Raw genomic sequence first — 12,794 nt, 5'->3', positions numbered from 1 at the left:
GGGGTCAGGGGCGTATCACGCCGCGCAGCGGCATGAGTCCGAGTTCGTTGTGCGACATGAACCCCGGCGCCGCATCGCAGACAGCGGGAATCGCATTCGCGGGGCCCATCGCGGTCCAGGTGTAGCCGGGCAGCGCGTAGCCACCGTTGGGGTCCTGTGCCCCTTGCAGGATCAGCTCGGTGGACGAGTCGCCTTCGATCACAATGCGGTAGTGGTAGTGCTGCGGCCAATCTTCTTGTGGCTCAATGGCATCGAACGTGTCCATCGTGTAGATCTCGTGAAAGACGATGAGCGGCTTGCCGTCCACCCACGCTGACCATTTGTGATGCTGGCGCGCGACCGTGTCCTTTTCGATCACGCCCTTGAAGCCCGGCATGTCGCTGGTCTCACCGCCCTCGAAGGGGATGTCACGCGTGGCAACGCCAAGCTCCACCTCAGTCGTGTACTTATCGACGGTCTTGCCCATGCCTTCCACGATCATTGCCATCGACTGGGCGAAGAGAGGCCAAGCCTGGCCCAGCAGGTTCGGGCCGTCCTCGAATCCGGCGGGATCGCTCCCCATCCCCATCTCGTGCAAGTACTTCAGGGTGTCCCTGCCGAAATTCACGACTTCGTAGATGTGGATGGTGTCGATCTGACTGACGATTCGGGCCAGCGTCAGAACAAGCAGGTCGCCCGCGAAACCGGGATTGACACCACCCGCGTGAAATGACGTCCCGCCCTCCAGGCACGCGGCGTGGATCTTGTCGATATCCGCCTGACTGTGCTCGGTTCGGTACCACCACGCACCTCCCGAAGCGACCACGTTCTTCCCACCGCGCAGCAGGCGGCAGACCTCATCGGGATCCGACCACAGCGGCGCGTAGAACACGCAGTCGGCATCAAGAGCCTCGATGGCCGACTTGTCGTTGGTCGCAAGCACACCGGTCGGCGGTTTGCCACAGAGCTCGCCCGCATCCTTGCCGACCTTCTCCGGACGATTACAGAGCACTCCGACCAACTCGTAGGCCGGGTTGTGGGCGAAATGGCGCAGCGCTACCGTCCCGACATTGCCTACGCCCCATTGGATTACGCGATACTTCCGGTCGGCCGGCGACTTTCGAGTCACTGCCTTCTCTTGGGTGAGCGTCATTGCTACTCCTTTGGATGCACCGACAGCGGCCGTGCGCTCGCTGAGCGTAGGCATTTCTCCAACAATGTGTCAACGCCTAACAGCTGACTTCTGTCAGCCGTTTACCGGAATACGTGGCCCGGGACAGGCGCAATATCAGGGTCAATCCGGCTAACGTAAGCCCAAGTCCAGTCATGATCGACTTAGCCAGGATGGCTACATTGCTGACTTCAGTCAGTGCTATAGTCCACGAACGTACTCAATCAGCCTCGACGACGCGGAGGGTTCGTGAACCTGCCGAAGCTGCACCAGCGCGATGGGGGCGGTAATGCCACGGCCGTCGGCGAGAGCGGCTCTGCCCCACCGGGGCTGAGTTTCGACGAGCACCTGGAGCAATCGGCGCTCGCGCAGCGCCGAGCCGATAAATTGCTGATCTCCGGCAGCCTTCTGATCGGCACCGCGGCCCTGGGCGTCTTCGGACTGCCGCTGTTCCTGCGGGGTGTGCAGTTGCTGCGCCGCGCGCAGCACGACGGGCTGTCGGTTCGGCCGATGCTGGTCACGTTGCTCGGCTATCTGGTCATCATCGACGCGGCGATCAATACCGTGGGATGGGCGCTCGACCTGGTGGCGAATCACACGATTCTGGCCCGCGTGCTGTTAAACGGCTGGGGCAACATGTTCGATGCCGGCTATTTCTGGCACTACAACGAGCTGTGGGTCGGCGGCGCGGCCGGCCCCGGCGAAAAGGCCATGGAGGTCGGTCTCATCCTGACCGTCTTCACGATGCGCATCGCCGCTGCCATCGGCTTCCTGCAGATGAAGCGCTGGGGTCATCAGTGGATGGTCGTCACCTGCTGGATGGGCGTGGTGATCTGGATTACCTACGTGTTCAACATGACCATGTTCGCCGACGTGCGCTTTGCCGGAGTCGTGTTGCCGGTGGTCGGCTGGTGGCTCTACGACATCTTCTACATCACGCCCTTCTTGGCGATCCCCTATCTGCACACCGTCAACCGCGAGCTCTTCTCCGACTGAAAGCCTCTGATGACCGCCATCACCGTGCACCTTCCGGGGGCTGCAAACCGGATGTCTTCACCGCCAGTCGAATTCACGCATCAGTCGGGTCGGAATGCATCACCGAGGAGGTTAAATCATGGGTTATGTCTGGGAGATCCTGCGCTACGTCGCCGCGTGGGGCGGCACCGGCCTGATCATCTGGTTCTGGTACTGGCTCTTCTCCAACATCGGCACGTTCTGAGCGCGCCCGCGGGCCCGAAATTCGTGGGGTTGCGCCGATGACTGACAGCCCCGATGCCCACACCATGGCGCTGGAGAAAAGTTGCGCCGTGACGGCGGTCGCGCTCAGTGAGCAACGCCGCGAAGGCGCCCGGCTCGTTACGGGTAGCCGGCGCGGGTTTGGGCTCAATGCGGCGCTTACCTTCGTTCACGTCCCCTACCCCGCACTGCCCGATTGGACCCGCAGGACACTGACATGCGGCGTGGCCCTGCAATGTTCGCCATCCAAAGAGCGCATTACCGAGTATCGGCTGAACGAGCTGTCCACCCGCGAACTGTGCGCACTCACCCTCGTCGAAGCCAATGTCGCCCTGGGCTGGATGGCGTCGCGTTGGCCGGGGCTGCTGCCCGAGATGCGCCGCGCACTACCGCAGATGCATGCCGAAGACGGTGACATGGCTGCCCAGGAGATGCTCAACCGCGCACTTGCGTTGGCGGCCACGGGGCAGGCGTTGACCGTTCCTGCGCTGCTGGGCGACTTGCCGCTGGCCTACACCGTGCCGCAGGGGTTGACCGACAAATTGCGACGCAGCTTCGGCCGGATGCCCTGGACCACAACGCAAAAGCGTCTTCCGCGGCCGTACTCGGTCGCCGTCGGCGGCGACGGCGGCGTCCGCAATCCGAACCTGCCGCCGCCGAGCCGCCCGCAGGACAACGACCTCGACATCACACCGGATCACCGGCCCGGAATTCCGTATCCCGAATGGAACTCGTGGACAAAGAGTTTCCTGCGAGACCACGTCGCGGTTCTGGAGCGTGCACACACCGGCCACGCTCGCCAACCCGGCTCCATCCCCGCCGACCTTCGGAAATGGTTTGAAGAACACACTCATCGCGCGATGAAGAATCGCCTCGAAGACGGCTCCGATCTCGATGTCGAACAATACGTCCGGCACTACATCGATACCGTGACCGGCCAGGCGCGCCAACCACGTATTTTCCGTGACCTGCTGCCCGGCAGCCGAGACGTCACCACCGCCCTGCTGCTGGACGGGAGTTCCTCGCTGGGAGTGCACGGCGGCCGCATCTTCCGGCTGGAATTGGATTGTGCCGATGCACTTTCGCGCGCGATGAACCGCGCCCGCGAGCGCCATGGCATCTTCGTGTTCACCGGAAACACCCGTCACCGAGTCGAAGTCCGCTGCCTCAAGGACTTCGAAGACCGTCGCTTTGTGCGGCCGAGTGCGCTCGGGCTTCAGACCGGCGGGTACACGCGGCTGGGTGCCCCACTTCGCCATCTGACCAGCCGGCTCCTCGCGCAGCCGTCCGAGCGGCGGCTGCTGATCGTCATCGGTGACGGGCTGATCTCCGATGAAGGTTACGAGGGCCGCTACGCCTGGGCGGATGCCGCGCACGCCGTCGAGGAGGCGAACGACGCGGGCGTGTCGATGTACTACGTCGGCGTCGGACCTACGCGGGTCGACCCCCTCCCGGAAGTCTTCGGACCTCGCCGGTCCCAGCGCATTCGACGAATCGAGGAACTCCCTCGGGTGCTGGCCCACGTGCATCGTGAGCTGGTCGCCGCATGATCCCAGCCAGCGCCCCACGAGAGGAGAACCGATGAGCACCGACACGTATTTCGCGAACGGCAACGAGATTCAGCTTTTCGAATTGGCATTTCAGCGGCGCTTGCCGGTGATGCTCACCGGTCCGACGGGGTGCGGCAAGACCAGGTTCGTTGAGCACATGGGCGTGCTGTTGCGACGGCCAGTGGTCACCATCAGCTGCCACGACGACCTCACCAGCTCGGATCTCGTCGGCCGATTCATGGTGACCGGTGGTGACGTCGTGTGGACCGACGGGCCGCTCACCCGAGCGGTGAAAGCCGGCGCGATCTGCTACCTGGACGAGGTCGTGGAGGCCCGCCACGACTCGTTGGCGATCCTTCATTCGCTGACCGATCACCGGCGCGCCCTGTATCTCGACCGGGCCGACGAAGTAGTCAGGGCGCCAGAGACATTCATGCTGGTGTGCTCCTACAACCCCGCATACCGCAGCTCGCTCAAGGAACTCAAACCCTCTTTCCGGCAGCGATTCGTCACGCTGGGCATGAATTATCTGCCCGCCGACCGCGAGGCGGAGGTGATCGTCGCCGAGGCCGGCGTAGAAATGGCGACGGCCATGCGGCTGGTGCAGTGCGCTCTCGCTATCCGCACCGCGGACGAGGCGTTTCACTTCGAGCCGCCGTCCACCCGGGTGTTGGTGACCGCGGCGCAGTTGATCGCCGCGGGCGCAGGCGAATTGGAAGCCGCCCAAGCCTGCATCCTGGCCCCGCTGAGCAGCGATGGCGCCATCAATGACGGGCTCCGCGAAGTTGCGGCAGCCAGGCTGGCCACTTCGAACACCTCGCCTTAGCACGGCCCGTGAAGCCCCGAGAAAGGAATAACTCGCCATGAACCAGCAGGAGCAGAAGCGCAAGAGGGCGCTGATCGTCTTCCAAATCGTCATATACGGCTACCTCCTGGTGATGTTCGGAGTCCAGCTGTACATGTCCTTTGCGCGCGGGTGGTGGGACCTGTGAATCTGCCGCTGCGCAATCGTCTTTCGGACAACGGATCCGTCGCTGCTCCGACGGGCAGCTCGGTCAGCCTGGAGGATCACCACGACGAATCCCGGCTGGCTCAGCGTCGTGCCGACAAGTGGATGATCGTCGGCGCCGCCTTGATGGGCATGTGGGCTCCGGGCCTGATCGGGTTTCCCATCTTCATGCGCGGCGTGTGGCTGCAGCGCCAGGCCCTGCGCGCCGGCCTGTCGGTTCGGCCGATGATCGTGACCCTGATCGGCTATCTGACCCTGATCGACGGCATGCTCAACAGCCTGGGCTGGGCCCTGGACCTGGTTGCCAACCACACGTTGATCAACCGGGTGTTGATGGTCGGCTGGGGCAACATGTTCGACGCCGGCTACTTCTGGCATTACAACGAGCTCTGGATCGGTGGGGCCGCGGGTCCGGGCGAAAAGGCTTATGTGGCAGGGCTTATCCTCACGGTGTTCTCGATGCGGGTGGCCGCGGCGATCGGATTCCTGCAGATGAAGCGGTGGGGCCATCAGTGGATGGTCGTCACCTGCTGGATGGGCGTGGTGATCTGGTCCGCCTACGTGTTCAACATGACGATGTTCGCCGACGTGCGCTACGCGGGCGTCGTGTTTCCGGTCATCGGCTGGTGGCTCTATGACATCTTCTACATCACTCCATTCCTCGCGATTCCGTACCTGCACACGGTCAACCGCGAAATCTTCTCCGACTGAACAGGTTTAAGGAGCATTGTCATGACCGCAGAGTCAGCTACCGACGAAAAAGAACCGACCAAAGATTCCGAGAATCTCGAGCCGGGCACCACGCCCTACTACGCACGCATGCACAAATGGATCAAGCGGGCCGTCTTGGTCTGCCTGGTGGCACTCGTGATCGAAGGCGCCTTCACATTGCCGTTCATGGCGGTGTACTACGGCTACCCGACGCTGAGCCTGACCGAGATCTGCAGCGAGCTGCTGAAGATTCGCTACTCCAACGACAGTCTGGAGTGCAAGTACCCCTACCCGCCGTTCGGACCGCCCGAGGGCGCCGAGGGTAAGGCCACCGCTCAGGACGTGTGGGGTATTCAGCCGATACCCAAGTACCACCGGCTCGGATTCCGCGAACTCGTCAGGATCCACAACGATCGGCTGGCTCGCCAGGCCGCTCAACAGCAGGCCGGGTCGCACCCTTGACGTACCGCGTCGTTCAGTGGACGACAGGCAATGTCGGCAAGAAGTCGGTGCACGCGATCACCGAGAATTCGTTGTTGGAGCTCGTCGGCTGCTACGCGTGGTCTCCGGACAAGGTCGGCCGTGACGTCGGTGAGCTGTGCGGCATCGAACCCATGGGGGTGCGGGCAACCGACGACGTCGAGGCGCTGCTGAACCTGAAGCCCGATTGTGCTGTCTACAACCCGATGTTCGCCGATGTCGATGAAGTGACCCGCATTCTCGGAGCGGGGATCAACATCGTGACCACATCGGAGTTCATCACCGGGCACCAACTGGGCCCTGACCGGGAACGGATCACCGAAGCGTGTGCGCGCGGCGGTTCGACCATCTTCGGTAGCGGCATCAACCCGGGTTTCATCCAGCTCTTCGCGATCGTCACGGCCGGCATCTCCGATCGGGTGGACCGAATCTCCATCGTCGAATCCTTCGACACCACCATCTACAACTCCCCGGCGACGGAGATACCGATGGGTTTCGGCTATCCGATCGACCAGCCCGACCTGCACACGATCACCGAGAAGGGATCGGGCATCTTCCGCGAGGCGGTCCTCGTGATCGCCGATGCTCTCGGAGTCCAACTCGACGACATCCGGTGCGAATCCGAATATGCGCACACCACAGAGGATCTGCTGTTGCCCGGTGACTGGACCATCAAGCAGGGCTGCGTCGCGGGCATCGACGTCCGGTGGAAGGGAATTTTCGCCGGGCGTGAGGTGGTCGAGGTTCGCGGCGTGTGGACCAAAGGCCAATCCCTGGACCCGGCCTGGTCGACGAGTTTCGGTTACACCGTCACGGTCCAGGGCCGCCCAACGATCAAGAGCACGCTGAGTTTCGAGCCCCCGCCGGACTTTCACGGCGAATCGATCGACGACTACATCATGCTCGGCTTGACCATCACCGCCATGCCGGCCATCACCGCGATACCGGCTGTCGTCGCCGCGCCGCCCGGCATCGCCACCTACAACGACCTGCCCCTGCTGCTTCCGCGCGGAGTGCTGGCGCGCAACTGAAAGGACGTGCACATGACCGCCACCACCGGTGCGCCCAGCATCTTCGAGGCAGGACTTCCGGCGCTCGAGTATGACGTCACCGAATCGCCGCACGCGGTCTGCGACCGGATTCGGGCGGCACAGCAACGGGCGCCGATCGCCATCGGGCCGTTCGGTCCCGAAGTGCTCTCTTACGATCTCGCCCGAAATATTCTGCGCGACACCCGATTCATCATCCCGCCGGGTCTTCACCTGAGCGCACAAGGCGTGACGTCGGGGCCGCTCTGGGACAGGGTCGTCGGGAGCATCATCTGCGCGGAAGGCGCCGAACACCATCGGCTGCGAAGCCTGGTATCACGGGCATTCACGCCGCGGGCCATCGCGGGCCTGGACGAAACGATCGGCGAAGTGATCAACGAGCTGATCGACGACGTTGCCGCCGCGGGCCGCTGTGACATCGTCACCGATATCGCCCGGCACTATCCCATTCCCGTCATCTGCGCCCTTCTCGGTGCCCCGCGCGCGGATTGGACGCATTTCGACCGATGGGCCGAAGAGATCTTCAAGATGGTCAACTTCTCGGTCAATCTCGTCGACGAAATGCCGGCCGTCCTTCGCGGCTGGGCCGAAATGGACGCCTACGTCGATGAGATGGTCGCCGACCGACGCCACCATTTGACCGACGACCTGCTCTCCAATCTCATTAGGGCCGAGGACGACGGCGACCGGCTCAACGCCGACGAACTGCGGTTGACGGTGGCCGGTTTGCTGCTCGCGGGAACGGATACCACCCGCAATCAGCTGGCCGCATCCACGCAGGTGTTGCTCGACCACCCGGAGCAATGGGCGTTGCTACGCGATCACCCGGAACTGGCCATGTCGGCGGTCGAGGAAAGCATGCGCCACTCGCCCGCCGTGTGCAACACCGTCCGCACCGTGACCGAGGACGTCGAGTTGGGCGGATTCAGCTTCCCGAGTGGCACGTATATCTTTGTGAATTCCTTTGCGGCAAACCGCGATCCCGCAATCTACCAGGATCCCGATCGCTTCGACATCACCCGCGAGGGTGCGCCGGCGGTGTTGACCTTCGGCGGTGGCGTGCACTACTGCCTCGGCGCGAACCTGGCCAGACTCGAGCTGGCCGAAGGGCTGAAGATCTTGGCGCGGCGCATGCCCGACGCCCGCCGCGTCGGACCTGCCCCGTGGAAACCGATGCTTGGCATGAGCGGACCGACAAGTCTGCCAATAGAGTTCGGCCCGCGACGATGAGCGACTCATCGCGGTTGCATCACGTCGTCTTCGCGGTCGCGCGTGAACGGCACGACACCGTGGGAGACCTGTTCCGGGAGCTGGGCTTTAGCTTCGAGGACATCGCCTTGGACGAACTCGGGCTTCGGGTACTGCTGGACTGGAATCGGGGCATCGAGCTGATCAGTCCGAACACGGAATCCACTGCGACGGTGGCGACTTCGGTGCGCGAATTCCTGGCGAGACATGGTGACGGTGTTTACACGGTAGTGGTCCAGGTTCCCGGAGCGTCGGAAGCCGAGAGCATTGCCCAACGGTACGGCTCGACCACCCGCTTCCGGCAAGGCTTCTCCGGCGACGGTAACTATCTCGAGGAAGTCGATCTGTCGGTGGTCGGCTTACCGCTGACTTTCCTGTCTACCAACCTGCCGTGAGCATCGAAAGGAACGAGGCATGACCGAGGGTATCCCGGTAGTCGATTTGACCGATCTGCCGATGTCGCTCGACCGGGGCGCAGGCTGGGCCGCATTGCGGGACGCCGGCCCGGTGGTGCTGAGTGACGGCTGGTACGCACTGACCCGACGCGCGGATGTGCTTGCCGCACTGCGCAATCCGAATGTGTTTTCCTCCAAGAAAGCATTCGAGGTGGTCGGGAGTCCGTTGCCGCTGGTGCCGGCGGCCTTTGATCCCCCGGAGCACACCCGGTTTCGTCGGATTCTGCAGCCGTTCTTCAGTCCGCATGCGCTCGCCGCGATCCTGCCGTCGATCCAGGCCCAAGCGATCGACATCGTCGACTCGATCGCGCAGCGCGACGAGTGCGAGGTGATGTCCGAGCTGGCGACTCCCTATCCGTCGCAGGTATTTCTGACGTTGTTCGGCTTGCCGCTGCGGGATCGCGAGCGGCTGATCCGGTGGAAAGACGCCATCATCGAATTGAGCATCCCGAATGCGGCTGGCGAATCCCCTGATCTGACACCAGCTCTGGAGCTGTTTGCCTACCTCACCGAGGCCGTCGCCGAGCATCGCCGGCATCCGGGCGACGATGTCCTCTCTCAGGTGCTGGTGGGCGAGGACGCACTGACCGACGACGAGGCCCTCGGCATGGCTTTCTTCTTCGTGCTTGCGGGTCTGGACACCGTCACGTCGGCCATCGGGGCGGCCATGCTGGAGCTGGCCCGGCGTCCCGGCGTGCGCGCCCGCCTTTGCGAAAACCCGGATACGATCGGTGTTTTCGTCGAGGAGATGGTCCGATTGGAATCCTCGGCCCCGGTCGTCCCCCGGGTGACGACCGAGGACGTCACCATCGCCGGCGTCACCTTGCCGGCGGGTTCTCGGGTGCGGCTGTGCCTGGGCGCGATCAACCGGGACGGCAGCGATGCGATCTCCGGTGACGACTTGGTACTGGACGGCAAGGTGCACAAGCACTGGGGCTTCGGTGGCGGTCCGCACCGCTGCGTCGGCTCCCACCTGGCGCGAATGGAAATGAACGTCGTCGTGACCGAATGGCTGAAGCGCATACCCCATTTCGAACTCGCGCCGGGGTACCGGCCCGAAATCATCTGGCCCTCCCCGACCAGCACCCTGCCCCGGCTGCCGGTGCGCATTCTCACAAGGGAGACCCGACCGTGACGTCAAGGTACGGCGAGCAGTCCCCCCATCGAGTTGTTCAGTGGACCACCGGGAGCGTCGGCAAGCGCTGTCAATGCGATTGCAGCAGTAGTCGCGGCACCGCCAGGCATCGCAACTTACAACGACTTGCCGCTGACGCTTCCCCGCGGCCTAATGAATGCCAAGGCTGGTTAAAGCAGATGAATTTCGCCCGACGTGCCGTCGACCTCGATGAGTGCGCCCGGCGGCAACGACTTGGTTGCGCCGTGGACGTCGACCACACAGGGGAAGCCGAATTCGCGAGCCACCACCGCGGCGTGTGACATCGGGCCGCCGAGTTCGGTCACCACGGCCGCGGCGTAGCAGAATGCTGCGGTGTAGCCGACGTCGGTGACCTCCGCGACGAGGATTTCGCCGGGTTGCAGGTCGTCGATCGTCTCGGGCCGCACGATCCGCACCCGGCCGCGCACCCGTCCCCCGCACACGCCGACACCGCGCAGGGTGTCTCCGCTGACAAGGGCCGGCGTCGACGTGATGGACGGCTCCCAGTTCCCGCTGAATACCGTCGGCGGAGCGACGGTCGCCAGCCGGCGGTGTTCGGCCCGGCGGTGGGCCACCACGCTCGCGACGTCGGCGGGCAGCGCGTCGAGTTCGTCAACCAGCAGGTAGAACACATCGTCGGCGGTGTGGAAGATCCCGGCCTCCACCTTCCGGCGCCCGTACTCGCGCAGCAGAGCACGCAGCACCCAGTTGGCCCGCACCACTTTGTCGCGACGCGCTTCCCGGTCGCGGAGTTGGCTTGCCGCCAGCAGCGCTACCGGCCTGGCCCGCAACGGAATCCGCGGGTGCTGCGGCGGTGGCGTCGGTGGTGCACTCATTGCCCTGGCTACCATCCGGACCAGCAACTCCGGGTCGTCGGCGTAACTCGTCGACAGCATCTCGAGCTCTGCCGGACCACGATGGCCGATCAGCTCCAGCTCCTCGAACACCGCGGCGTGGAATTCCGGGGCGTCAACGGCCAGCTTGTCCAGCCGCTCCCCCGGTTCGGCCAGCAGTCGAGCCACGTTCGGATCACGCTGTGCCGCGACCACCAGGCGTTGCATGGCCTCGACCGATCGCGCACTGACGAGTTCGGGGCCTGCGGACGGGGAGGTGTCGCGACCGCACAAGCCGCGCAACAACACATTGAACGCGGCGCACAGCATGAACGACGCCGAGGCCAGCACCCATCCGTGCACAACGTGGTCGCGCGCCAACACGATCAGGCTCAGCAGCCGGCGATCGTCGAGGTGGGTGACATCGTCGGCCAGCCGTTCCAGTCGATCGACATCGGCGATGAAGTCGTGGGTATCGCGCGACGCACCGGAGCTCAGGCCCACCAGATTGACGCCGAACACCCCGATATTGCGGGTATTTCGCAGTTGCTTTCGAGCCCAGCCGATTTCGTCAGGACGCCGCTCACCGAAGATCGGCAGCGAGGCCATGCTGGGGCCGAAGAACCCGCTATTGCTGACGATCATCGACGGCTTGGCGAACGGCACGGTTTCGGCCATGAAGTGCGCCGACGTGATCGCCCCGTACAGCCGGTGGGCGAACACCGCGACGGTGCGCATGGCGATTTCGCGCTGGACCATTCCGCCCGGCCGCAGCCGCTCGGCAATGATGGCACCGCCCGCACGCAATCCGCGCACGGTCACCGATGCCGAGGCGGGCGAAAACGGGCCCGGCAGCGCCTCGGACAAATTGGTGGCCAGAAAGGTGGGGAAACGCGGGTCGATCGGGGTATCGAACTCGCCGTTATCCCCCTGTGGGCCAGCTAATTTGGGGACCGCACCGTCATCGGCTGCCGCATCGACGGCAGGCAGGTCCGCAACATTGGCCAACCGCCACGGCAGCGACACAACCCGTTTGCCCAGCGTGAGGCGGCCACGTACCGCCAGCGCGAAGTCGTCGATGCATTCGTCGCAGTTCCATGCCGGCTGGAATCCCCACTGCTCGCGCAATCGTGCGGTATCCATCAGCGGGGCGCTTCGCACCAGCTCCAGTTCGCCGTGTCGTCCCAAGGACCGCAACGGGCCGCCGAGCCGGATGATCGGGCGCCTCAGTACGGCGGCGATCTGACGGAACGTCTGCTCACCCGGGGCGGCGAGATTGATTGGGCCATTGGCGATGCCGGTGTCCAGGACGGCGCGGGCGAATAACCGAAGCGCATCGTCGAGGTGGACGACTTGCATGCGGCGATCGTTGGACCCCTCGGGGAACGCCGGCGACGCCAGCAGCCCGCGCACCCAATTGTCGACGTTGCGGCCGACAATCAGCGCGGAGCGGATCGCGACCCATTCGGCATCCGATTCGCCGAGCAGGTCCTCGACCCGCGCCTGGTGCACGCCGTCGGCCAGCACCGGAACCATCGGCTCCCGTTCGGCTTTCGGCGCGTCGGCACAGCCATAAACATGTGCCGACGATGCGAAAACGATACGCCTGGAACCGGTCTCGGCCATTGCCTGCAGAACGTTGAGCGTGCCGCCGACATTGACCTCATGGCCGATACGTTCGTCAGGTCCGGGGCAGCGTGCCCACGCGAAATGCGCGACGACGTCCGCGCCGGCGACGCCGCGGGTGACCGCGCCCGCGTCCCGGATGTCTGCCTCGATGAAATCGGCTGCACTCGACCAGCTTTCCGGCCGGTGCCGGGCAATTCCTACAACCTGGTGACCCTGGCTGAGCAATCGGGCGGTGAGACCGCGGCCGAGCACACCACTGGCCCCGGTGACCGCGATTCTCACTGACTA

The 12,794-nt window shown here is 64.3% G+C and carries 12 protein-coding genes; 10 read left to right on the top strand and 2 right to left on the bottom strand.

Annotated features, from left to right (window positions below; genetic code table 11):
- Positions 1-4: 4 nt before the first annotated feature.
- Positions 5-1,132 (bottom strand): dihydrodipicolinate reductase, encoded by a 1,128-nt coding sequence (locus LMQ14_RS11750; protein ID WP_420714639.1) that lies wholly within the window; start codon positions 1,130-1,132, stop codon positions 5-7.
- Between the two features lie 267 nt (positions 1,133-1,399).
- Between LMQ14_RS11750 and LMQ14_RS11745 the strand changes: the two genes are divergently transcribed.
- The 10 genes from LMQ14_RS11745 (at position 1,400) to LMQ14_RS11700 (ending at position 10,023) form a co-directional block, all read left to right on the top strand.
- Positions 1,400-2,146 (top strand): hypothetical protein, encoded by a 747-nt coding sequence (locus LMQ14_RS11745; protein ID WP_420714638.1) that lies wholly within the window; start codon positions 1,400-1,402, stop codon positions 2,144-2,146.
- 260 nt (positions 2,147-2,406) lie between these two features.
- Positions 2,407-3,936 (top strand): nitric oxide reductase activation protein NorD, encoded by a 1,530-nt coding sequence (locus LMQ14_RS11740; RefSeq protein ID WP_267734884.1) that lies wholly within the window; start codon positions 2,407-2,409, stop codon positions 3,934-3,936.
- Positions 3,937-3,967: 31 nt separating this feature from the next.
- Positions 3,968-4,762 carry a CbbQ/NirQ/NorQ/GpvN family protein gene (locus LMQ14_RS11735; RefSeq protein WP_267734883.1) on the top strand — a complete coding sequence of 265 codons (795 nt, stop codon included), beginning with the start codon at positions 3,968-3,970 and terminating at the stop codon, positions 4,760-4,762.
- Between the two features lie 37 nt (positions 4,763-4,799).
- Positions 4,800-4,928 (top strand): hypothetical protein, encoded by a 129-nt coding sequence (locus tag LMQ14_RS11730; protein ID WP_267734882.1) that lies wholly within the window; start codon positions 4,800-4,802, stop codon positions 4,926-4,928.
- Complete coding sequence (locus LMQ14_RS11725) at positions 4,925-5,656, top strand: hypothetical protein (RefSeq protein ID WP_420714637.1); 732 nt, start codon at positions 4,925-4,927, stop codon at positions 5,654-5,656. Before LMQ14_RS11730 ends, LMQ14_RS11725 begins: the two co-directional genes overlap by 4 nt.
- Positions 5,657-5,677: 21 nt before the next feature.
- On the top strand, positions 5,678-6,118 hold the full coding sequence (locus LMQ14_RS11720; RefSeq protein ID WP_267734881.1) for a hypothetical protein: 441 nt from the start codon (positions 5,678-5,680) through the stop codon (positions 6,116-6,118).
- Positions 6,115-7,167: a dihydrodipicolinate reductase gene (locus LMQ14_RS11715; protein ID WP_267734880.1), complete on the top strand. Its 1,053-nt coding sequence runs from the start codon at positions 6,115-6,117 to the stop codon at positions 7,165-7,167. The genes LMQ14_RS11720 and LMQ14_RS11715 overlap by 4 nt, the downstream gene beginning before the upstream one ends.
- Positions 7,168-7,179: 12 nt before the next feature.
- On the top strand, positions 7,180-8,415 hold the full coding sequence (locus tag LMQ14_RS11710) for a cytochrome P450 (protein WP_267734879.1): 1,236 nt from the start codon (positions 7,180-7,182) through the stop codon (positions 8,413-8,415).
- Positions 8,412-8,828, top strand: coding sequence for a hypothetical protein (locus LMQ14_RS11705; RefSeq protein ID WP_267734878.1), 417 nt, complete (start codon positions 8,412-8,414; stop codon positions 8,826-8,828). Before LMQ14_RS11710 ends, LMQ14_RS11705 begins: the two co-directional genes overlap by 4 nt.
- Before the next feature lie 19 nt (positions 8,829-8,847).
- On the top strand, positions 8,848-10,023 hold the full coding sequence (locus LMQ14_RS11700; protein WP_267734877.1) for a cytochrome P450: 1,176 nt from the start codon (positions 8,848-8,850) through the stop codon (positions 10,021-10,023).
- 170 nt (positions 10,024-10,193) lie between these two features.
- Here the strand turns inward: LMQ14_RS11700 and LMQ14_RS11695 are convergent, their stop codons facing one another.
- On the bottom strand, positions 10,194-12,788 hold the full coding sequence (locus tag LMQ14_RS11695; protein WP_267734876.1) for a sugar epimerase family protein: 2,595 nt from the start codon (positions 12,786-12,788) through the stop codon (positions 10,194-10,196).
- Between the last annotated feature and the right edge of the window lie 6 nt (positions 12,789-12,794).

The organism is Mycobacterium sp. Aquia_213, from assembly GCF_026625985.1.
GTDB lineage: Bacteria > Actinomycetota > Actinomycetes > Mycobacteriales > Mycobacteriaceae > Mycobacterium.
This window is presented reverse-complemented; position numbering and strand designations above follow the sequence as displayed.

What these genes read in the sequence shown, in the direction of transcription:
- LMQ14_RS11750 (WP_420714639.1), bottom strand. Translation starts at nt 1,132, where the DNA reads ATGACGCTCACCCAAGAGAAGGCAGTGACTCGAAAGTCGCCGGCCGAC.
- LMQ14_RS11740 (WP_267734884.1), top strand. Translation starts at nt 2,407, where the DNA reads ATGACTGACAGCCCCGATGCCCACACCATGGCGCTGGAGAAAAGTTGC.
- LMQ14_RS11735 (WP_267734883.1), top strand. Translation starts at nt 3,968, where the DNA reads ATGAGCACCGACACGTATTTCGCGAACGGCAACGAGATTCAGCTTTTC.
- LMQ14_RS11730 (WP_267734882.1), top strand. Translation starts at nt 4,800, where the DNA reads ATGAACCAGCAGGAGCAGAAGCGCAAGAGGGCGCTGATCGTCTTCCAA.
- LMQ14_RS11720 (WP_267734881.1), top strand. Translation starts at nt 5,678, where the DNA reads ATGACCGCAGAGTCAGCTACCGACGAAAAAGAACCGACCAAAGATTCC.
- LMQ14_RS11710 (WP_267734879.1), top strand. Translation starts at nt 7,180, where the DNA reads ATGACCGCCACCACCGGTGCGCCCAGCATCTTCGAGGCAGGACTTCCG.
- LMQ14_RS11705 (WP_267734878.1), top strand. Translation starts at nt 8,412, where the DNA reads ATGAGCGACTCATCGCGGTTGCATCACGTCGTCTTCGCGGTCGCGCGT.
- LMQ14_RS11700 (WP_267734877.1), top strand. Translation starts at nt 8,848, where the DNA reads ATGACCGAGGGTATCCCGGTAGTCGATTTGACCGATCTGCCGATGTCG.